Below are 19,917 nucleotides of genomic sequence, written 5' to 3'. Positions count from 1 at the left end.
TATTACATCACCGCGTGGCGGTGCCACGACCCAAAGTCCGCTGCGACGGTCGCGGCGAGCTGCTGGTAGGCGCGCAGGGTGTCGGGTGCGAGGCGGTCCATATCGACGACGGCACCTTCGGCGAGGTGGCGGTCGTATGGGATGGCGTGGACGGCGCGGGTACGGGCGGCGAAGTGCTCGGTAAGGCGCTCCATGTCGATGGTGGGTTTGCCCGGCGCGCCCGCGCTAATGACGACGACCGCATTGGAGGCGAGCTGGTCGTAGCCGTGGAGGCTGAGCCAGTCGAGGGTAGCTGCGGCGGACTGGGCGCCGTCGAGGGCTGGCGAGGTGACCAGGACGAGCGCGTTGGCCAGGTCGAGGACGCCGGCCATGGCGGAGTGCATGAGGCCGGTGCCGCAGTCGGTGAGGATGACGTTGTAGTGGTGTTGCAGGATGTCGATGGCCTTGCGGTAATCAAGTTCGGAGAAGGCTTCGCTAACGGCCGGGTCGCGTTCGGAGCCGATGACTTCGAGGCGTGAGCTGGCCTGGTTGGTAAATGCCCGGACCTGCGGGTACCGCGAGGTGTCCTGCGCGAGCAGGAGGTCACGGATGGTGGCGGGTGAGTTGGCGGTGGCGCGTTGCGCGAGCGTGCCGAGGTCCGGGTTGGCGTCGATAGCGATGACGCGGTCGCCACGGGTTTCGGCGAAGACGCCGCCGAGAGCAATGGTTGTTGTTGTCTTGCCGACGCCCCCTTTCAGCGACATGACGGCAATCCGGTAGTCGCCGCGCAGGGGTGCACGGATGGCGTCGATGAGTTCGTCGCGTTCGGCTTGGGCGCGGGAGCGCCCCGGGTTGATGCGGCCGCGGCTGGCGCTGTGGACAAGTTTGCGCCAGCCCTGTTTCGGCGGTGCTTTCACGGGATCGACCAGGTTGCTTTGGTCGAGGCCGGTTGGCGGTGTGAGGTCAGTGGTGGCGTCGAAAAATGTGGTCAATGGAATCCCCCCTTGTGTTTCCCCAATGGCTCACGAGCGTACCTGATGTGGAAAACTAGCAAAACCTACCAACCCGTAGGTTATACTTTCCCTCACCTACTTTCGACTAGCTAACAAAGGAGTGTTCATGGGCGCCTACGAAACCAAAGCCTGGCTCGCACACTACCCCGAATGGACCGACCCGAACCCGATCGTCGGCAGCGACACCCTCGTCAGCCTGTTCAATACCGCCGCAACCACCCACCCGGGCCGCACCGCCACCTGGTTCATGGGCAAAACACTCACCTACCAAGCCCTCAACGAGCAGGTCAACCGCCTCGCTGCCGCCCTGCAGCGCCTCGGCGTGGCACCCGGCGACCGCGTTGTTATCGCACTGCCGAACTGCCCGCAGCACGTCATCGCCATCACCGCGATCCTGCGCATCGGGGCCGTCGCCATCGAGCACAACCCGCTCTACACCGCCTACGAGCTGGAGAAACAGTTCCTGGACCACGGCGCGCGCGTGGCCATCGTGTTCGACCGGGAGGCCGAGACCTTCCACACGCTGCAGGAAACGACGGCGCTCGAGACCGTCATCGCCGTCAACCTTATCGACGCCATGCCCCGCCACCTGCAGCTCGCCCTGCAGGTGCCGCTCGGGTCGGTGCGCAGCCAGCGCGAGGAACTGCACAAGCCCGCACCGAAGGCGATCGCGTGGGAATCCCTCGTGGCGAAGCCCGCCACACCGACGAACCTGCCGACCATCGCGCAATCCGACACCGCGTTCATCCTGTACACCTCCGGCACCACCGGCACCCCCAAGGGCGTGCCGCTGACACACGCCAACGTGCTCTCCGTCCTGGTCGCCGGCGCACAGTGGGTCAAGGACTGGGGCGCCGTCAACGAGAAGGTGCTCGCCATCCTGCCAATGTTCCACATCTACGGCCTGGCCCTGAACTACGGGTTCCCCCTGACCGTCGCCGGCCAGATGGTGCTCGTCCCGGCACCGAAGCCGAAGCTCTACCAGCAGGCCATCTTGAAGACTCGCCCCACCCTCCTGCCTGGCGTGCCACTGCTGTACGAGCGGATTGCGCAGTGGGCCGTCGAAAAGCATGTGGACCTCTCCTCCTTCCACAGCGCGATCTCCGGCGCCGCAACGCTGCCGCAAAGCACCATTGAGCTGTGGGAACGCGTGACCGGCGGGCAGCTCATCGAAGGCTACGGGCTCACCGAAACCTCCCCGATCCTGTGCGGCAACCCCCTCGACGGCAACCGGCGCCCCGGCTACATCGGTGTACCATTCCCGAACACCGAGATCCGCATCGCGAACCCGGACAACCCCAGCGAGACCATGCCCGACGGCGAACCCGGCGAGCTGCTCGCGCGCGGCCCGCAGGTGTTCTCCGGCTACCTCAACAACCCAGAGGCCACCCAGAAGTCCTTCCACGACGGCTGGTTCCGAACCGGCGACATGGCCGTCATGGAGCCCGACGGCTTCATCCGCCTGGTGGCGCGCATCAAGGAAATCATCATCACCGGCGGATTCAACGTCTACCCGGACGAGGTCGAGGAGGCGGTGCGCACGCACCCAGACGTCGAGGACGTCGCCGTCGTCGGCCGCCCGCGCGAGGACGGCTCCGAGGACGTCGTTGCGTGCGTCACACTTCGCGACGGCGCCCCGCTCGACCCGGAAGGGTTGAAGGAGCACGCTCGCCAGCGCCTGACCCGCTACAAAGTGCCGCGCACCTTCTACCATTTCGAGGACTTGAACCGGGACCAGACCGGCAAGATCCGACGCCGCGCGGTCCAGCAGGAACTGGTGGCCATGCTGCAGTCCACACAATAGGTTACGGTAGCGTAGGGTAGGGCCATGACCTTGGACGCAAACACCACAAAGCCATGGCTGCAGTACTACCCGGAGTGGACCGCGCACTCGCTCGAGTACGGGTTCACCACGCTGCCAGGCATCTACGACGACAACCTGGAACGCAACGCCGACAAGCCAGCGACCAGGTTCTTCGGCCGCTCCATGACCTATGCCGAGCTGGACAAGGAAGTCCGCCGCGCTGCCGCGGGGCTCAAGGCCTTCGGCGTGCGCAAGGGTGACCGCGTGGCCATCCTGCTGCCGAACTGCCCGCAGCACGTCATCGCGTTCTTCGCGGTGCAGAAGCTTGGGGGCGTCGTCGTCGAGCACAACCCGCTCTACACCGCGAACGAGCTTCGCCCACAGTTCCAGAACCACGGTGCCCGCGTGGCCATCGCCTGGGACAAGGCGGCCGACACCCTCGAAACGCTGCGCGCCACCACAGACCTGGAGACGGTCATCTCCGTCGACATGACCAAGGCGATGCCGAAGCTGCAGCAGCTCGCGCTGCGCATCCCGATTGCGAAGATCCGCAACGCCCGCGAGCAGCTCACCGTGCAAAGCTCCAACACCGTACTCAAGACGGTGCCGTGGGAGACGCTGCTCGGCTCCGCCATCGGCGGCGAGGGCGACGATCTGGCCACCGAGGCCGACATCGCCCCCGACGACCCAGCGCTCATCCTCTACACCTCCGGCACCACTGGAGAGCCCAAGGGCGCGGTGCTCACGCACAAGAATCTGCACGCCAACGCGTGGCAGGGCGTCGCCTGGGTCAAGGACCTGCAGTCCACGCAGCAGCAGCGCATGCTGGCCACCCTCCCGTTCTTCCACGCCTACGGCCTGACCTTCTCGCTCACGCTCACGGTGCTCATCGGCTCCGAAGTGGACCTGCTCCCGGCGCCAAAGATGGACCTTGTCATGAGCTCCATCAAGAAGTTCAAGCCCACCTTCATCCCCGGCGTGCCCACCGTGTTCGAGCGAATTATCGACGCCGCCAACAACGAAGGCCTCAACATCGAGGGCGTCAACACCGGCTTTTCCGGCGCGGCCTCCCTGCCTGTGGAAACCATCGAGGCGTGGGAACGCGTCACCGGCGGACACCTCGTCGAAGGCTACGGCCTGACCGAGACCTCCCCGATCCTGATCGGCAACCCAGGCACCGCGGACCGCCGCGCGGGCTACATCGGTATCCCCTTCCCAGACACCGAGATCCGCATCGTCAACCCCGACAACCTGGACGAGGACATGCCCTACGGCGAGCCCGGCGAGATCCTCGCCCGCGGCCCGCAGGTCTTCTCCGGCTACCTCAACAACAAGGAAGCCACCGAGCAGGCCTTCCACGACGGCTGGTTCTGCACCGGCGACCTCGGCGTCATGGAGGAGGACGGCTTCATCAAGCTCGTCTCCCGCCTCAAGGAGCTCATCATCACCGGCGGCTTCAACGTCTACCCCGCCGAGGTGGAAACCGTCATGCGCACCCACCCCGATGTTGTCGACGTCGCCGTCGTCGGCCGCCCACGCGAGGACGGCTCAGAGGACGTCGTCGCCTGCGTCACGCTTCGCGACGGCGCCCCACTCGACCCGGAGGGCCTGAAGGACTTCGCGCGCAAGAACCTCACCCGCTACAAGGTGCCGCGTACCTTCTACCACTTCGAGGAACTGCCGAAGGACCAGCTGGGCAAGCTGTCGCGCCGCAAGGTGCAGGAGGAGCTACTGTCCCGCTTGTAGGTGACTAAATCGACATCCCGACCCACACCGGCTCCGGCACCAGCCGGACGCCGAAGGCGCGTTCCACGCCGGCCTGCACGTCGCGGGCGAGCGCCACGATGTCGTCGGCCTTCGCGTTGCCCCGGTTGGTGAGCGCCAGGGTGTGCTTGGTGGACAGGCGGGCCGGGGCGTGCTCGCCGGGGTAGCCGCGGGGGAACCCGGCGCGCTCGATGAGCCAGGCGGCGGAGAGCTTCACACGGCCGTCCTCCTGCGGGTAGCGCGGCATCCCCTCAACACCGATCGCATCTGCGACCGAGGCGTCCACCACCGGGTTGGTAAAGAAGGAACCCGCGGACCAGGTGTCGTGGTCGGCAGGGTCGAGCACCATGCCCTTCGTGCGGCGCGTCTCCAGGACTGACTCGCGTGCCTCCGCGAGCGTGACCCGCTTGCCGCCGAGGTGGCGCAGCGGCGCCGACAGGTCCGACTCGGTCAGCTTCAGCTCGATCTCGAGGACCACGGCGCGGTGGGTGAACTTCAGGTTGGAGTAGCGGTATGCCAGCTCCAACGACTCCGGGGTAACCCACTCGTCCACGCCGGTCTCCCGGTTCCACAGGCGGACGCGGTGCAGTACGTCGGCGATCTCGGCGCCGTAGGCCCCCACGTTCTGCACCGGGGTGGCCCCCGCGGAGCCGGGGATGCCGGACAGGGCCTCAATGCCGGCCAGGCCGTGCTCCACGGCGTAGGCAACCACGTCGTCCCACACGGTGCCGGCACCGATGCGGAGCAGGGTGTCGTCGAGAAGTTCGATGCCTTCGTTGCGCACGAGTACCGCCGTGACTCCTTGCGGGCCGTCGGCGACCACCAAGTTGGAGCCGCCGCCCACGACGAGCAGCGGCGCGCCCGCGGCGTCGAGACGCGCGACCGTCGCCGCGAGGTCCTCGGCGGTGTCGCAGCGGATCACATCGGCGGGGGTGCCGCCGACGCGCAGAGTTGTCATTGAGGCAAAAGATGTATCAGACACCCCATCAACGGTAGTCTGTTCACTATGACTGCACGTAGTGAAATCACCGTAACCATCAACCACCCTGCGCAGAAGGTGCGCGACGCCTTCGCAAGCAAGGATTACTGGGCGTTCATCGCGGAGAAGCTCTCCCCCGAACCGGGCGAGCTCCACGAGTTCGACGGCTCCACTGCCGTCCTCTTCGAGATCCTGCCGAAGTCCATCCTGCCTGAGGCCGCGCAGGCCATGATTTCGCAGGACCTGAAGCTGAAGCGCACCGTCAACACCGGCACGGACCCGATCACCTTCACCGGTGACGTCAAGGGCACCCCGGTCGACTTCGGCGGCGAGATCACGCTGACCGACAACGGCGACACCACCTCCCTGGCCTACGACAACGAGGCAAAGGTAGACATCCCGTTCATGGGCGCTGCGCTGGAGCCGAAGGTTGCTGAGGCGCTCGAGGAGATCGTCGAGAACGAGGCGAAGCTCACCGAGGAATGGATCTCCAACAATCTCTAAGCACCACCACAATCTGCGCTCGCAGGCGGGCCGCGGGCAGCCCTACGGGGTGATCACCCGGGGCACGACCGGCATCAACCGGCTGCGGCGCTGCGATCGATGGACCCGCCACAACGCGCGGGTCATTTCGCTTTTGCGAGAAGGAACCCCACTAGCACTCGACGTCGGCTACGGCGCCTCCCACACCACCACCTGCGAGTGGGCGGGTTGGCTGCGGCGCATCAACCCCAACGTCGAGGTCGTGGGCCTGGAGATCAACCCCGAGCGGGTACTCCCGCCGCGCGACGGCGTCCGCTTCGAGCTCGGCGGCTTCGAGCTCGCCGGTTACCAACCGCAGCTTGTGCGCGCGTTCAACGTGCTGCGCCAGTACGACGTCGCGGAAGTCCCCGACGTGTGGCGCACCGTCACCTCCAAGCTCGCCCCCGGCGGTCTCTTCATCGAGGGCACCTGTGACGAGCTCGGCCGCCGCAGCACCTGGGTGCTTCTCGACGCCACCGGCCCCCAAACGCTCACCCTGTCCTGGGACCCATTCGACATTTCGACGCCCAGCGACCTCGCCGAACGCCTACCGAAGGCGCTCATCCACCGCAACGTCCCGGGCGAGCCCATCCACGACTTTCTTCGCGACGCCGACTCCGCCTGGGAACACGCCGCCGGCTGGGAGCCGCACGGCCCCCGGGTGCGGTGGCGCCACGCCCGCGAGGCCCTTGCCCGCAACTGGCCGATCACCCCGGTGCGCCGTCGGCTCAGCGACAACACCGTCACCGTCGACTGGGCGGCTGTGGCGCCCAAAGGTGAGTCGCTACACTAGTGCGCATGAAAACCGTCTGGAAAGTCCTGATCGGCATCCTCGCCGCCATCCTGGTCCTGTTCATCGCCGCCGAAGCCGGCTCACGCGCCTACATCGGCAGCCAGATGCGCGACCAAGCCCCGGAGGGCACCGAGGTTTCCTTCGGCGCTTCCCCCCTGACGCTGGGTATGCTGCGCGGCACCATCCCGCACGTCACGGTGACCACGCCATCCACGCTGGTGGTCAACGGCGATGAGACCACCGGCCAGCCGGCCTCCACCGTGGAGATGGACTCCATCAAGGTTGACGCCAGCGGCAAGTCCGTCGCGGACACCCTGACCGCAACTACCGAGGTCCCGAGTGAGTTCGTGCGCGCGATGCTGAACACGCAGCTGCAGCAGAACATCGGCAGCGATTTCCTCTCCGCGCTCATCAACGTGTCCGAGGTGACCACCTCCCCCGAGGACGGCACCTTCACCGTCGAGTTCAGCGGTGGCGCCGCTGCGGTTTCACTTCACCCCGAAATTGACGACGCCGGAGGGTTCTCCGTCCAGGCCGTCGACACCTCGCTGTTCGGCAACACGCTGCCGGATGAGATCTCCTCCGCGATTACCGAGGCCCTCACCAACGGCGTGGCCGAGTACACCGACCAGACGATGCGCATCACCGGCTTCGACGTCGTCCCCGGCGGCCTCCGCGTTACCATGCAGGGCCACAACGTGGACTTCGCCGAACTTCAGGCCTACCAGCAGTAGGCCTGCTTACCAGCCGTAATTCCCCCGCAAAATGTTGTTGATCTGCGGCCGCACATCGAAGTAGTACACACCGATAGCGACCGCGCCAATCCACGCCACGAACGGCAACGACAGCATGCAGGCAAACGCGGAACCGGCCAGAATGGCCACCCACGTGCCCTTCGACTGACGCCCCGCCGCCTCAAACGCGTCCGGGCGCGTCGACGCCGCCATCACCGCCGCCACAATGCCCGCGATGGCTAGCACCCAAAACAGCAGCGCGTTCGCCATCACGGGCAGCGACATGATCAGCTGCTCAGCAGTGAGGGACATTACTTCTTGCCGCCCAGGTCAGCGACGCGCTCCTGCACACGCGCAACCACGGACTCGATGCGCTGCTTCGCGTCATCAGCGTCGATGTTGCCGAACGCGTCGCGGATCTCCTCAGCGACCAGCTTGAACGCATCCTTAGCCTCGCCGGCCTCGGCGGAGTCGCCGATGTTGCGCACGATGGACTCGGCGTCGCTCGCAAAGGAGGACACTGCGTCCTTCAGCTCCTTGTCGTCGCCCGCACCGTCAAACGTGCTACGAGCGTTGTCCACAGCCTGCTTCAGCTGCTCAGTCACATCGCCGCCCAGCTTGCCGACGGCCTCTCCGACCGACTGCCCAGCAACCAGCAACGCATCCGCAATATCGCGCAAACCAGAATTGTTCTCAGACATCATCATTCTCCTTTTAGAAAAACAGCAACTGTGACACAGCGTATATAACAAGTCCGGCCAATGCACCCACGATCGTGCCGTTCACGCGGATGTACTGCAGGTCCTTGCCCACCATCAGCTCGATCTTGTCGGCGGCTTCCTGCCCATCCCACTTCTGAATCGTCTCCGAAATAATGCCGACGATCTGCCCCGCGCCGTTCTCCGCAGCGAAGTGCGTCCACTTCTGCAGGTTGCGCTCGGCCGCCTCACGCGTCGTCGGCTCGTTGACTAGCTTCTCGCCCCACTCGTGCACCGTCAGGGCTATCTTTCGACGCACCAAACTCTCCGGATCCGACGCCGACTCAATAATCGCCGCCGACACCTGCCCCCACAGCCCCGCGGCCGCGTTCTGCACCGCATTCGACGCCATCACATCCACCTTCAGCTCCTCCACTCGCGTAATCATGGCACCGTCGAACTGCAGGTCCTGCGCGAACTGGTTGATTTGGCGTCGAATAGCTCGGCGAGCCTCGTGGTCCTTGTCCTTATCGACGTCCGCCATGAACGCCACCAGCTCGTTATAGACCTTCGCACCGACCAGGTCCTTGGCGAACTTCGGCGCCCAAGCGGGCATGCGCTCGTCGATGGTGCGGACGATGGCGTCCTCCATGCCGGCGAGGCGCTCGTTGCCCCAGGCGACGATGTCGTCGACCACCGGCTCGATCTTGCCGTCCGCGATGAAGCCCTCCAGCGCGCGCCCGATCGGCGGTCCCCAGATCGGTTCCGCGAACCGGTCAATGACCTGTGAGTTGAGAAACTCCTCAGCCTCCGCTGGGTCGACCGCCTCGACGGCTTTGACCGTAAACTTGCCGACCTCCTCCGACACCCGCTTCGCGTTCTTCTCAAGCGACAACCACCTTCCGGCACGCTCCGGGATGCCCGCCGCCATCACCTTCTCGGTGATGGTCTCCGCGTTGAGGAAGTTCTCACTCACGAAGTCACTCAGCGCGTCAGCCACCTGGTCCTTCTTGTTCGGCACCAGGGCCGTGTGCGGGATAGGCAGCCCCATCGGGTGCTTAAAGATTGCCGCGACCGCGAACCAATCCGCCAGCCCGCCGACCATCCCGGCCTCCGCCGCCGCGCGCACGTACCCCACCCACAACGGCGCGGTACCCTGCGACTGCCACCACGAACACGTCAGGAAGATCACGGCCATCAGCCCCAGCAGGGCCGTCACCCCGATCTTGTACTTCCGCAGTGTCCTGCGGCGCTGTTCGTCCGCCTCGGTGAGCTCCATTAACGCGTGTGTAGCCATGCACTTGATTAAAGCAAAAATCTCCCCGCCACCATATTGAGCGTGGTGACGGGGAGACCTGGAGGTAGCCGCTAGTTGACGCGACCGGTTTGCTCGCGGTACTGACGGTAGGCCGCGCGACCCTTCACGATGAGGAACGCGCCGAGTGCTAACGTCACAACCGCCTCTACGAGGCCGTACAGGATGAGCTGGCTGCTGACCTCAGCAGACGCACCATACCCGTACGTGCCAACAGTTGCGCCCCAGATGGCAAGCCCCATACCGAACAGTGACGCCAAGATCAGGCCCATCGCTACCCACGTGGAGTAGCGCAGCAGCGAAGAGTGCGGCGCGGAGTACGACACCGGGTCGTAGCCTTCGACGTACAGGTCCTGAATCTTGCCCTCGTACTCAGGGAACGATTCACTGCGGATATCAGCTACAGCATGTTGGGACGCCATCGTTGTTTCCTTCCTCGTTTTATTCTCTGTTTAGTCGTCGCCGCCACGGACAGCCGCGCGAGCACGCTCGGCGTTGATCGCGCCGACCGCGTCCAGCGGAATGCCTGCAGGGCAGACGTCTGCGCACTCGCCGTACAGGGAGCAAGGACCGAAGTTGGTTTCCAACTCGTCGATCATCTTGCGTGCACGACGGCTGCGCTCCAGCTTGCCCAGTGGCAGCAGCTTCAAGTGCTTCAGCTTAGCACCAGTGAACAGGTGCGCGGCGCCATTCGGGCACGCAGCCACACAAGCGCCACAGCCGATGCAGGCTGCGTAGTCGAGCGCAAGCTCGGAGTCGTGGTGGTTGACGGACAGGGTGTCTGCGTCTGGGGCGGTACCCGGGAAGACGGAGATGTAGCCACCCTGCTGCATCACGCGGTCGAGCGCGGAGCGGTCAACCACGAGGTCCTTGATTACCGGGAACACAGCGGAGCGGAACGGCTCAATCTTGAGAGTGTCGCCGTCGTTGTAGTTCACCAGGCGCTGCAGACATGCAGGGACGTTCTGGTCCGCACCGTGCGGGCGACCGTTGATGGTCAGGCCACAGGTACCGCAGATGCCCTCGCGGCAGTCAGAAGCGTAGGTGAAAGGCTCCTTGCCTTCCTCAACAAATCGGTTGTTGACGTGGTCGAGCAGCTCCAGGATGGACATCTGCTCAACTGCGTCCGGCACCTCGACGGTCTCGAAGTGGCCTTCAGTATCGGGTCCGGCCTGACGCCAGATCTCAAGTGTCAGTTTCATTACTTGTAGTTCCTCGTCATCAGTGGGATCGAATCGAAGTACAGTGGCTCGGCGTGACGCACGAACTGGTCGTTGCCCACGGTCTCCCATGCGGAAACGAAGCACCAGTTCTCGTCGTCACGGCGGGCCTCGCCGTCTTCGGTGAGGTGGTCCATGCGGTAGTGAGCACCACAGGACTCGTCGCGGTCAAGTGCGTCGATGCACATCAGCTCGCCGAGGTTGATGTAGTCAACCAGGCGAAGCGCAGCCTCGAGGACCTGGTTCATCTCATCAGCGCGGCCTGGGATGTGGAGGTTCGCCCAGAAGTCATCGCGCAGTGCGCGGATCTTGTCGATGCCCTCACGCAGGCTGTCCGCGGTACGTGCCACGCCACAGTGCAGGTAGAGGATCTCGCCCAGCTTGACGTGGTAGTACTCCGGACCGTGCGGGTCGGAGCCCTTGATGTTCATCAGGCTGTCAATGCGCTTCTGCGCACGCTCAACGGCTTCGACGGATGCCGGAGCGTCCTCGCCGTACACCGGCTCGTTCAGGTGATCCGCCAGGTAGTTCGGCACCGTGAACGGAATGGTGAACCAGCCGTCGACCGATGCGGACAGCAGCGAGTTCGCGCCCAGGCGGTTCGCACCGTGGTAGGTCCAGGAGCACTCACCGGCTGCGAAGAGGCCGTCGATAGACGTCATCTCGTTGAAGTCGGTCCACAGGCCACCCATGGAGAAGTGCACCGTCGGCGCAATACGCATCGGAGCCTTGTATGGGTTCTCGCCGGTGGAGTCCTCGTACATCTCGAAGAGGTTGCCGTAGCGCTCACGGATAGTGTCCTCACCGAGGCGCTCGATGGAATCCTTGAAGTCCAGGTACGCCGAGTTGTGCAGCGGGCCAACACCGAAACCGGCGTTAAGCTGCTGCGAAATAGCACGAGACGCAACGTCACGCGGCACGAGGTTACCGAACGCCGGGTAACGACGCTCCAGGAAGTAATCGCGCTCGTCCTCTGGAATGGTGTTCGGGTCGCGGTCGTCACCCTTTTCCTTCGGGGTCCAAATGCGGCCGTCGTTACGCAGGGACTCGGACATCAGCGTCGTCTTCGACTGCCAGCTCGCGTTCAGCGGCAGGCCGGTCGGGTGGAACTGAATGAACGCCGGCGACGCCAGGTACGCACCAAGCTCGTGCGCACGCATCATCGCGGAGGAGTTCGAGTTCTTCGCCAACGTGGTCTTGTGGTACACGTTGCCGTAACCACCGGTACCCAGCACAACAGCATGGCCGGTGAACGGGGTCAGGGAGCCGTCAATCAGGTTGCGGGTAACAATACCGCGGCAACGCTTCTTGCCGTCTTCCTCAGTAATGATCAGATCGATCAGGTCGTTGTGCGTGAAGATCTCAACGTTGCCCAAGTGGATCTGACGCTGCAGCGCCGAAGCGGTGGACAGCTGCAGCTGCTGGCCCGTTTGGCCACGGGTGTAGTAGGTACGGGAGACCTGCACACCACCGAAGGAACGGGTAGCCAGGGAGCCACCGTACTCACGCGCGAACGGAGCACCAATCGCGTTCATGTGGTCAATCACGCGGACCGACTCGACGGCCAGGCGCCAGCAGTCAGCCTCACGGCAGCGGTAGTCGCCACCCTTGACAGTGTCCTTCACGTGGCGGTACGCGCCGTCGTTATCAACCTTCTTGCCGCGAGCAGCGTTGACGCCACCCTGCGCTGCAATGGAGTGTGCACGACGAGGAGCGTCATGGTACGTGAAGACCTGTACCTGGTAGCCCAGCTCGCCCAATGCGGCGGCAGAAGCACCGGCAGCCAAGCCCGTGCCCACAACGAGCACCTTGAACTTGCGACGGTTCAGTGGGGACACCAGCTGCATGTGGTCCTTCTGGTACTCCCACATGTCCTTCATCCGGACCTTGTGGCGGTCCGGCATTGCATTATCAAGAATGCGGCCAATGGTGACGCCAGGAGCCGAGGACTCCGGCTGGCGGAACACCTCGTCCTGCGTCTGGTTCAAAGAGGTAGTCATTAAAGTTTCTCCTAATCAGCCGTTAGCGGGTGTACCCCGGGATAAGACCAGCCATGATGGCCAGTGGCATGATGACGTTTCCAAGAACAACGATGAACGGCAGTACGTACCCCAACACGACCATTACGCCGCGCCCACGCTCGCCGAGCCATCCAAGGTCAGAAACTGCCAAGTACACACCGTGCGTCAGGTGCAGCAGCAGCGCCAGCATGGCAACCAGGTAGAACAGGGTCACGTACCAACGCTCAGGAGCGAAGGTTGCAATCAGGTTGTCACGAACATTGCCATGAACGAACTGCTCAGAAGCAACAACCGTGCCCGCGGTCAGATCCAGGATGTGGAAGATGATGAACAGCAGCAGGATGACGCCGGTCACCAGCATCCAACGCGTAGCGGTGGACTGCCAGCCTCCCATCAGGTTCGTGCGCTTGAACGTACCGCGCGACTCGGCGGAACGCTTCTTCAGAGTGAACGCACCATACACGTGCAGGATCAGGCAGGTCAGCAGGACGATACGGAGAATCCACAGGAATCCCCCGCGCGGGAACAGTGGCTCACCAAACGTGCGGAACCACTCGCCGTAGTCATCAATGTGTGCGCCGCCATCAGCCTTAAGCGGCATGAAAATCTTCAGGTTGCCCACCATGTGAACAAGAAGGAAGAGCGAGAAGATGAGGCCAGTGATGGCCATCTCGAGCTTTACTGCCCATGTTGGGAACCCTGGCCGCTCTCGTAGCGGCTTCTCAGTAATTTTTCCGTGACGAATTGCTTCACGGTCTGTTTTTTGTACAGTCATGGCACCTCCAGTGTCACAACCACTTTAGGCACCATTCTTCACTATTGCCTAGTCAGAGCATGTTTCTTTCGCCTGATTTTCACCCAAAATTCACCGCCCGGACGCGCTTGGCAAATTTTCGAAATTTTAAGCATGGCGACACCCTGCACATATTCAGTATGAGAACAAACCAAGGTAAACCTAATTTGTGATGTTACTCACGACCTGCGCGTAACGTCTATAAAATCTTCGAACTACCCCCAAAGGTCGGTAGTCAAGAGTCTGCTTCAAACATCGGGAAATGGGAGGGTGAGCGGTCCTTTTACTACCCCGTCAGCGCGCCCCAAAACGTTCGAAGCGTGCGCTTAGAAGCGTGCGATGCAGGTCGGTAAAAATCGGACGGGGTTGGCCAAAAGAGGCGACCAGCATCGCACTCCTTTAACTCCTCGACCGGAGCAATGTAAGAAGGCGCGAAGGCAGGGCAACTGAGCGAGAACCCCACCCACACAGCGCAAAACCCGGTCCCACCAACAGGCGGGACCGGGCGTCGAGAAGAAAAAGGCTACAGGTTGATCATGTGGCCTTCGATGCCGTGGGCCGCTTCCTTCAGCACCTCAGACAGGGTTGGGTGAATGTGGATAGAGCGGGCGATTTCGCCAGCGGTGAGGTCGAAGCGCTGGGCGAGGACGACCTCCGGCAGCAGCTCGGCAACGTTGGCGCCAACCAGGTGTGCGCCGAGGATCTCGCCGTATTCGGCGTCGGCGACGATCTTGCCGAAGCCCGCGGTCTCAGCCAGGCCGACTGCCTTGCCGTTCGCGGAGAACGGGAAGGTCGCAACCTTGATTTCGCGGTCTGGCCACTTCTCCTTCGCCTGCTCCTCGGTGTAGCCCATGGAAGCAACCTGAGGGTTGCAGAAGGTGGCGCGCGGCGTCATCATGTAGTCCTCGATTTCGAGGGTTTCAGCACCCGCGATGGTCTCGGCGGCGATGATGCCCTGCGCCTCGGCAACGTGCGCGAGCTGCAGCTTCGCGGTGACGTCGCCGATGGCGTAGATGCCGTCGACGTTGGTGCGCATGCGGTCGTCGATGGCGATGGCGCCACGCTCGGTGAGCTCGACGCCGGCCTTGTCCAGGCCGTAACCCTCGACGCGCGGGGCGAAGCCGACGGAGATCATGACGCGCTCAACGGTGAGCGTTTCAGTCTTGTCGGTGCCATTCTTCTTGACGTCCACCTCGACCGAGTCGCCGTTGTCCCGCACCGCGGTGGTTGCGTGGCCGGTCATGAGCTTGACGCCGAGCTTCTTGTACGCCTTCGCGATCTCCTTGGACACGTCCTTGTCCTCGTTCGGCAGAACGCGATCCATGTACTCGATAACGGTGACGTCCACGCCATAGTTGGACAGCACGTACGCAAACTCCATGCCGATAGCGCCCGCACCCACGATGACCATGGACTTCGGTGCGTCCTCGTTGAGGATCTGCTCCTCGAAGGACACAACGTTTTTGCTCAGCTCGATGCCTGGCAGGGTACGCACGACGGAGCCCGTCGCGATGATGCAGTTGTCGAAGGTAACGGTCTTGCCTTTGTCGTCGCCTTCGGTGATCTCGATCGTGTTGGAATCGGTGAAGGAGCCAAGACCGTGGATTTCCTGGATCTTGTTCTTCTTCATCAAGTAATGCACGCCACCGACGATCTTCTCGGAGACCTTGCGGGAGCGCTTGTGGGCGTCTTCGTAATCAAACTCGACATCACCCTTGATGCCGAACGTCTTCGCCTCATGATTGAAGATATGGGCGATCTCCGCGTTCTTAATCAACGACTTCGACGGGATACACCCAACGTTGAGGCACACACCTCCCCAGTACTGCTTCTCAATGACCGCAACCTTCAGGCCCAGCTGCGCTGCTCGGATGGCGGCGACATAGCCACCAGGGCCAGCGCCGAGGACAACAACGTCATAATGCTCTTTAGTCACGCCACATAGAATACGTTGCTTGTAACGTTTTCGCTTCAATATCGGACACTTTAATAGAATGCTTGAAGGACCCCCTTCACCACCTACAAAAAGTTGAGGAGCACCCCGTGAATATTGCGCGTCCAGCTATCGCCGGAGCCGCCGCCGTGGCGATCGCTGCAGGAGGCTGGTATGCCGTTGCACCATCCGAACAGGCAACGACTATCTCTGCCGCCCAGAGCGTAGAGGAGACGTCGATAAGTGAGGCGACGACGACCTCTTCCTCGAAGACCACCACGACCACAACCAAGGTTGAGGAAACGACGGTCGTCGAAGTCGTAGAGGAAGACAGCACCGAACCCACGCTTGACGACGCCGACATCCCCACAGCCGAGGGTGCCGAAACCACAAACGATGCCATCGCGCGCGTAAAGAAGCTGGAAACCGCACCGCAAAAACCCAGCGGCGGCGATCAGTACTGGTTCACCAACATCGACGGCATCAAGGGCTCCGAGAAGCTCAGCGTCTACTCCCCCGCTATGGAGCGCGACATCCCAGTCGGTGTGATCCGCGCGGGCGTACCAAACGCACCGACCATCTACCTCCTCAACGGCGCCGGTGGCTCCGAGCAGGATACTGACTGGATCGCGCAGGCCGGCACCGTGGTGAAGAAGGTCTTCGAAGACGAGCCGGTCAACGTCGTCATCCCGATGGCGGGTGCGTTCTCCTACTACATCGACTGGCTCTACGAGCCGAACTCCCGCTACCTGCAGGGCAAACAGCTGTGGTCCACATTCTTGGGCTCCGAGCTCCCTGACGCCATCGAGCCCTACCTCGGCACCAACAACGACAAACGCGCCGTCGTCGGGTTCTCCATGTCCGCAACCTCTGCACTCCTCCTCGCCGAGCACAACCCGGGCCGCTACGCCGCCGTCGGCTCCTTCTCCGGCTGCGCCGCTACCTCGACGGGCATCCCGAACGGCTGGGTCAACCTCACCGTCAACCGCGGCGGCGCCAAGCCCGAGGAGATGTGGGGCCGCGCCGGCAGCGAGTACAACCGACACAACGACGCCCTCGTCAACGCCGAGAAGCTCAAGGGCACCAAGCTGTACATCTCCAGCGCAACGGGCCTTTTCGCCGAAAGTGACACCGTCGGCTTCCTCCGCAAGACCCGCGACATGGACTTCGTCCAGGCCTCCGCGAACGCCCAAACCCTCATCGTCGAGGGCGGCGTGATCGAAGCCGCCATGAACGCCTGCACCCACGACCTGCTGGTCAAGCTCAAGGCCAACGACATCCCATACAACGCCAACCTGCGCGCCACCGGCACCCACTCCTGGCGCATTTGGAAGGAAGACCTGGAGCTGTCCTGGAAGCAGACCATCAAGCCGGCGCTTGGACTGTAGCCCCCACCCCAGACACCAAATTCCTTCACGCCCACTCGGCGACCTGGGAAACGCAAACCATCCCGCCGAAAACTAGGAATTTGGCGCGCCCCCTGGTCGACCAGTGCCAAAGGACGCAACCCTTAACATCTAGCACTTTTCTCACCTGCAGGTTTGAATGTCTAACCTAAATAAGGTTGCGCCCTTTGGCACTCCAGCGTTTCCACAAGACACCAAATTCCCTCACGCCCACTCAGCCCCGCTCAGCGACCTGGGGAAACACAAACCTGCCCCCAAAAATTAAGGAATTTGGTGCGCAGCGCCCTGCACGAACCACAAAAACCCGTCGCCCACCCAGCAAAAGGTGGCGCGGCGGGTTCAATCGGGCCAAATCGGCCCAAGCCTCTAGAACAGGCCCATGCCGTATGCGATGGTGGAAGACGTCGAGGAGCCGAAGTGGATCAGCTCGCCGAGGACGTTGTTGATGGCGACCTGCATGGACTCGATCGGGTTCATTGCAACTACCTTCTTTCAAAGAGAAATTCTGTACGAACGAAATACTTCCCACATTCTTGCACGAAACGCCGAACAAAGTGACACCAGAAGCCCCAATTGCCACATCTGTAAAGTAGGATGGCTTCCATGTTGAAGCGCATCACTCGTTCGGTTGTGGCTACAGCGATGGCTGTAGCCATTCCTTTGTCGGCACTCCAGGCGATCCCAGCAGTTACGCCAGCAGCATCGGCCCAGCCCGTGGGTACGGTGAAGCCCTGGAACGCAATTGCGAATCCACCGTTGGCGAAGACGGACGGGAAGCCGCAGAAGTGGGTCGAGAAGGTTGACCATAAGCAGGTGTTGAGCTTCTTGGTGTATTCGCCGTCGATGCGCCGGGATATCCCGGTGGCGGTGTTGCCTGCGACGAATACTGCGGGGCAGCGCGTACAGAACGCGCCGACGATCTACCTGCTCAACGGCGCTGGTGGTGCGGAGCAGCACCAGGACTGGTTGAGCATGAGTGATGCTCGCGAGTTCTTCGCAGGCAAGGGCGTCAATGTTGTGATTCCGCAGGAGGGCGCGTTTTCGTACTACACGGACTGGGTGAGTGACAATGTGCGCTCGCGCTACATTAACGGCCCACAGAAGTGGGAGACGTTCCTGGTCAAGGAGTTGCCGGGGCCGATTGAGGGGCTGCTGGGGGCGGACAAGAATCGCCGTTCGATTGTGGGATTCTCGATGTCGGGGACCACGTCTCTGGTGTTGCCGACGCACTACCCCGGGTTCTATAAGTCCGCGGCGTCCTTCTCGGGCTGTGCGGCGACGTCGACGCCTGAGGCGTACCAGTTCGGCCGGATTACGGTGAACCGGGCATCGGGAACGTTGGATTACCGGACGGTGACCCCGGAGATGATGTGGGGCCCGATGGGCAGCCCGAATAACCGCTACAACGATGCGCTTGTGAATGCGGAGAAGCTGCGCGGGACCCGCTTGTATATTTCGACGGGCACGGGCCTGGCGGGCCGCCAGGATCAGGTGAGTTACTTGGTTGGCCAGGGGCTTCCGCAACCTGCGGCGAGTGTCGGTTCGGCGATTCTGCAGGTTGAAGGCGGCGTGATTGAGGCTGCGATTAATAAGTGTTCGCATGATTTGCGAGCGAAGCTGGAAGGCCTGAATATTCCAGCGCAGTATGAGTTCCGGAATGCGGGGACGCACTCGTGGCCGTACTGGCGCGAGGATCTGCACAAGGCGTGGTTTACCACGATCGCGCCGTCGTTCGGAATGTAAGGCGATGTAACGCCAGGTGAAGCACCTTTCTTTTGCCACGCTGTTCGCGGCGGTCAGCGGCTTTGTGGTGTTGTGGGTGGCGTCGAAAGCACTCGACGCCGACACGGCCTACCGCTACTTCGCTGCGTACTGGGGGTTGTTCTTCGCGTCCACCGGGCTTATCGACGGCCTCACCCACGAGACCACGCGTGCCGTCGCGGCGGCGCGCGAGGATGGCCGGCGGGGTTCGGCGAATCCGTGGCGGTTGGGGGCGTGGACGGCGCTGGTGGTGGTCGTTGTGGCGGCGGTGGCGGGCGCGCTGTTCATCGGCACTGCTGTTCCCGGAAGTACGCTGACGGCCACTGCCCTGCTGCAGGTTGGCCTGGTGATGTACGTGTTCCAGGCGGTGCTGGGCGGGGTGCTATCGGGGGCGCAGTTGTGGGAGCGCTACGCGGCGCTGGTGGCGCTGGATTCGGGTGTGCGGCTGGTATTGGCGCTTCTGGCGTGGGCGCTGGGGTGGGGCCTGCCTGCGTTTTTGGTGATTACGGTGGTCGGCGCGTTGAGCTGGCTGGTGGTGTTGCGCCGGGAGCATTTGCGGGTGCCGCTGGATGTGCATCGTGGGGTGTTCGTGCGCCGGGTGTTGACGGCGATGGTGGCGTCGGGGGCGTCGGCGGCGCTGATCACGGGCTTCCCGACGGCGGTGAACGCGGCGTTCCCGCAGGCGTCGGTGGCGGCGATTATGAACGCGGTGATTTTGACGCGGGCGCCGGTGTTGGTGCCGTTGCAGCGTTTCCAGTCGGCGCTGGTGGTGAGGTTTGTGGAGCGTCGAGAAGCGTTGTTTGCGGCGTTGGTGCAGCCGGTGGCTGCGGTGCTCGGACTGGGCGTTGTGGGCTTCGCCGCGGCGTGGGCGGTGGGCCCCTGGATTCTAAAACTGGCGTTTGACCCGGAGTTTTACGTCGATGGGTTGACGCTTGGGGTGCTCACGTTCGCGTCGGCGTTTATGGGCGCGCTGATTATTACGGGGGTGGCGGTGCTGTCGCTGGAGCGGCACGGCTGGTACGTCGCGGGGTGGCTGACGGCGACGGCGGTGGCGTTCGCGGTGCTGGGGGTGATGCCGCGGCTCGTGGATGTCGACGTCCACTCCGTCGTGCTCACGGCCTTGTTCGCGGGCCCGCTGGCGGGGGCGGCGGTACATTTGGTGGCGCTCCGGCTAAGGTAGAA

18 protein-coding genes are annotated in these 19,917 nt (G+C 63.2%); 8 read left to right on the top strand and 10 right to left on the bottom strand.

What is annotated here, in order from left to right; genetic code table 11:
* Positions 1-2: 2 nt before the first annotated feature.
* Complete coding sequence (locus tag KBX13_RS08105; protein WP_070363214.1) at positions 3-971, bottom strand: MinD/ParA family protein; 969 nt, start codon at positions 969-971, stop codon at positions 3-5.
* 127 nt (positions 972-1,098) lie between these two features.
* Here KBX13_RS08105 and KBX13_RS08100 point away from each other — a divergent pair, with 127 nt between their 5' ends.
* Together KBX13_RS08100 and KBX13_RS08095 are read left to right on the top strand one after the other, a co-directional pair.
* The gene (locus KBX13_RS08100; protein WP_070363215.1) at positions 1,099-2,796 is read left to right on the top strand and encodes a long-chain-fatty-acid--CoA ligase; all 1,698 of its coding nucleotides are present in this window, start codon (positions 1,099-1,101) and stop codon (positions 2,794-2,796) included.
* Positions 2,797-2,826: 30 nt separating this feature from the next.
* Positions 2,827-4,542, top strand: coding sequence for a long-chain-fatty-acid--CoA ligase (locus tag KBX13_RS08095; RefSeq protein WP_370687326.1), 1,716 nt, complete (start codon positions 2,827-2,829; stop codon positions 4,540-4,542).
* 4 nt (positions 4,543-4,546) lie between these two features.
* Here KBX13_RS08095 and KBX13_RS08090 read toward each other — a convergent pair whose 3' ends face one another.
* The gene (locus KBX13_RS08090) at positions 4,547-5,518 is read right to left on the bottom strand and encodes a UDP-N-acetylmuramate dehydrogenase (RefSeq protein ID WP_370687325.1); all 972 of its coding nucleotides are present in this window, start codon (positions 5,516-5,518) and stop codon (positions 4,547-4,549) included.
* 48 nt (positions 5,519-5,566) lie between these two features.
* Here KBX13_RS08090 and KBX13_RS08085 point away from each other — a divergent pair, with 48 nt between their 5' ends.
* Genes KBX13_RS08085 through KBX13_RS08075 form a run of 3 tightly spaced genes read left to right on the top strand, consistent with a single transcriptional unit; the run spans position 5,567 to position 7,588 of the window.
* Positions 5,567-6,043 carry a DUF2505 domain-containing protein gene (locus KBX13_RS08085; RefSeq protein ID WP_070477357.1) on the top strand — a complete coding sequence of 159 codons (477 nt, stop codon included), beginning with the start codon at positions 5,567-5,569 and terminating at the stop codon, positions 6,041-6,043.
* The gene (locus KBX13_RS08080) at positions 6,036-6,854 is read left to right on the top strand and encodes a class I SAM-dependent methyltransferase (protein WP_256021654.1); all 819 of its coding nucleotides are present in this window, start codon (positions 6,036-6,038) and stop codon (positions 6,852-6,854) included. The genes KBX13_RS08085 and KBX13_RS08080 overlap by 8 nt, the downstream gene beginning before the upstream one ends.
* Before the next feature lie 5 nt (positions 6,855-6,859).
* Positions 6,860-7,588, top strand: coding sequence for a DUF2993 domain-containing protein (locus KBX13_RS08075; protein WP_256021616.1), 729 nt, complete (start codon positions 6,860-6,862; stop codon positions 7,586-7,588).
* A gap of 6 nt (positions 7,589-7,594) precedes the next feature.
* Here the strand turns inward: KBX13_RS08075 and KBX13_RS08070 are convergent, their stop codons facing one another.
* The 8 genes from KBX13_RS08070 to lpdA all read right to left on the bottom strand — a co-directional run bounded on the left by KBX13_RS08070 (position 7,595) and on the right by lpdA (position 15,571).
* Positions 7,595-7,900, bottom strand: a complete 306-nt coding sequence (locus KBX13_RS08070) for a DUF2516 family protein (protein WP_256472911.1) — start codon at positions 7,898-7,900, stop codon at positions 7,595-7,597.
* Positions 7,900-8,289, bottom strand: coding sequence for a CGLAU_01105 family protein (locus tag KBX13_RS08065; RefSeq protein WP_145945274.1), 390 nt, complete (start codon positions 8,287-8,289; stop codon positions 7,900-7,902). The genes KBX13_RS08070 and KBX13_RS08065 overlap by 1 nt, the downstream gene beginning before the upstream one ends.
* Before the next feature lie 13 nt (positions 8,290-8,302).
* A complete protein-coding gene (locus KBX13_RS08060; RefSeq protein WP_256021614.1) occupies positions 8,303-9,583 on the bottom strand; it encodes a DUF445 domain-containing protein in 1,281 nt (426 codons plus the stop codon).
* A gap of 71 nt (positions 9,584-9,654) precedes the next feature.
* Positions 9,655-10,023 (bottom strand): hypothetical protein, encoded by a 369-nt coding sequence (locus KBX13_RS08055; protein WP_256021612.1) that lies wholly within the window; start codon positions 10,021-10,023, stop codon positions 9,655-9,657.
* A gap of 30 nt (positions 10,024-10,053) precedes the next feature.
* On the bottom strand, positions 10,054-10,803 hold the full coding sequence (locus tag KBX13_RS08050; RefSeq protein ID WP_256021610.1) for a succinate dehydrogenase/fumarate reductase iron-sulfur subunit: 750 nt from the start codon (positions 10,801-10,803) through the stop codon (positions 10,054-10,056).
* Positions 10,803-12,821 carry a fumarate reductase/succinate dehydrogenase flavoprotein subunit gene (locus tag KBX13_RS08045; RefSeq protein WP_256007633.1) on the bottom strand — a complete coding sequence of 673 codons (2,019 nt, stop codon included), beginning with the start codon at positions 12,819-12,821 and terminating at the stop codon, positions 10,803-10,805. The genes KBX13_RS08050 and KBX13_RS08045 overlap by 1 nt, the downstream gene beginning before the upstream one ends.
* A 22-nt stretch (positions 12,822-12,843) precedes the next feature.
* Positions 12,844-13,617 carry a succinate dehydrogenase cytochrome b subunit gene (locus KBX13_RS08040; protein ID WP_070363223.1) on the bottom strand — a complete coding sequence of 258 codons (774 nt, stop codon included), beginning with the start codon at positions 13,615-13,617 and terminating at the stop codon, positions 12,844-12,846.
* A gap of 541 nt (positions 13,618-14,158) precedes the next feature.
* On the bottom strand, positions 14,159-15,571 hold the full coding sequence (gene lpdA, locus KBX13_RS08035) for a dihydrolipoyl dehydrogenase (RefSeq protein ID WP_205634835.1): 1,413 nt from the start codon (positions 15,569-15,571) through the stop codon (positions 14,159-14,161).
* Positions 15,572-15,678: 107 nt separating this feature from the next.
* Between lpdA and KBX13_RS08030 the strand changes: the two genes are divergently transcribed.
* The 3 genes from KBX13_RS08030 to KBX13_RS08020 all read left to right on the top strand — a co-directional run bounded on the left by KBX13_RS08030 (position 15,679) and on the right by KBX13_RS08020 (position 19,915).
* Positions 15,679-16,956, top strand: a complete 1,278-nt coding sequence (locus KBX13_RS08030; RefSeq protein ID WP_256006047.1) for an alpha/beta hydrolase family protein — start codon at positions 15,679-15,681, stop codon at positions 16,954-16,956.
* 621 nt (positions 16,957-17,577) lie between these two features.
* On the top strand, positions 17,578-18,717 hold the full coding sequence (locus KBX13_RS08025) for an alpha/beta hydrolase family protein (RefSeq protein WP_255366076.1): 1,140 nt from the start codon (positions 17,578-17,580) through the stop codon (positions 18,715-18,717).
* Positions 18,718-18,733: 16 nt separating this feature from the next.
* A complete protein-coding gene (locus tag KBX13_RS08020; RefSeq protein ID WP_256021608.1) occupies positions 18,734-19,915 on the top strand; it encodes a hypothetical protein in 1,182 nt (393 codons plus the stop codon).
* Positions 19,916-19,917: the final 2 nt, after the last annotated feature.

Source organism: Corynebacterium sp. CCUG 51687 (assembly GCF_024453995.1).
GTDB lineage: Bacteria > Actinomycetota > Actinomycetes > Mycobacteriales > Mycobacteriaceae > Corynebacterium > Corynebacterium pseudogenitalium.
Note: the sequence above shows the minus strand (reverse complement) of the source record. Positions and strands in the feature narration are given on the sequence as shown.

Bases quoted from the DNA above. Each gene is read 5' to 3' on its own strand.
- KBX13_RS08050 (WP_256021610.1), bottom strand. From the start codon at position 10,803: ATGAAACTGACACTTGAGATCTGGCGTCAGGCCGGACCCGATACTGAA.
- KBX13_RS08100 (WP_070363215.1), top strand. From the start codon at position 1,099: ATGGGCGCCTACGAAACCAAAGCCTGGCTCGCACACTACCCCGAATGG.
- KBX13_RS08070 (WP_256472911.1), bottom strand. From the start codon at position 7,900: ATGTCCCTCACTGCTGAGCAGCTGATCATGTCGCTGCCCGTGATGGCG.
- KBX13_RS08075 (WP_256021616.1), top strand. From the start codon at position 6,860: ATGAAAACCGTCTGGAAAGTCCTGATCGGCATCCTCGCCGCCATCCTG.
- KBX13_RS08045 (WP_256007633.1), bottom strand. From the start codon at position 12,821: ATGACTACCTCTTTGAACCAGACGCAGGACGAGGTGTTCCGCCAGCCG.
- KBX13_RS08055 (WP_256021612.1), bottom strand. From the start codon at position 10,023: ATGGCGTCCCAACATGCTGTAGCTGATATCCGCAGTGAATCGTTCCCT.
- KBX13_RS08060 (WP_256021614.1), bottom strand. From the start codon at position 9,583: ATGGCTACACACGCGTTAATGGAGCTCACCGAGGCGGACGAACAGCGC.
- KBX13_RS08085 (WP_070477357.1), top strand. From the start codon at position 5,567: ATGACTGCACGTAGTGAAATCACCGTAACCATCAACCACCCTGCGCAG.
- KBX13_RS08025 (WP_255366076.1), top strand. From the start codon at position 17,578: ATGTTGAAGCGCATCACTCGTTCGGTTGTGGCTACAGCGATGGCTGTA.
- KBX13_RS08090 (WP_370687325.1), bottom strand. From the start codon at position 5,518: ATGACAACTCTGCGCGTCGGCGGCACCCCCGCCGATGTGATCCGCTGC.
- KBX13_RS08040 (WP_070363223.1), bottom strand. From the start codon at position 13,617: ATGACTGTACAAAAAACAGACCGTGAAGCAATTCGTCACGGAAAAATT.
- KBX13_RS08065 (WP_145945274.1), bottom strand. From the start codon at position 8,289: ATGTCTGAGAACAATTCTGGTTTGCGCGATATTGCGGATGCGTTGCTG.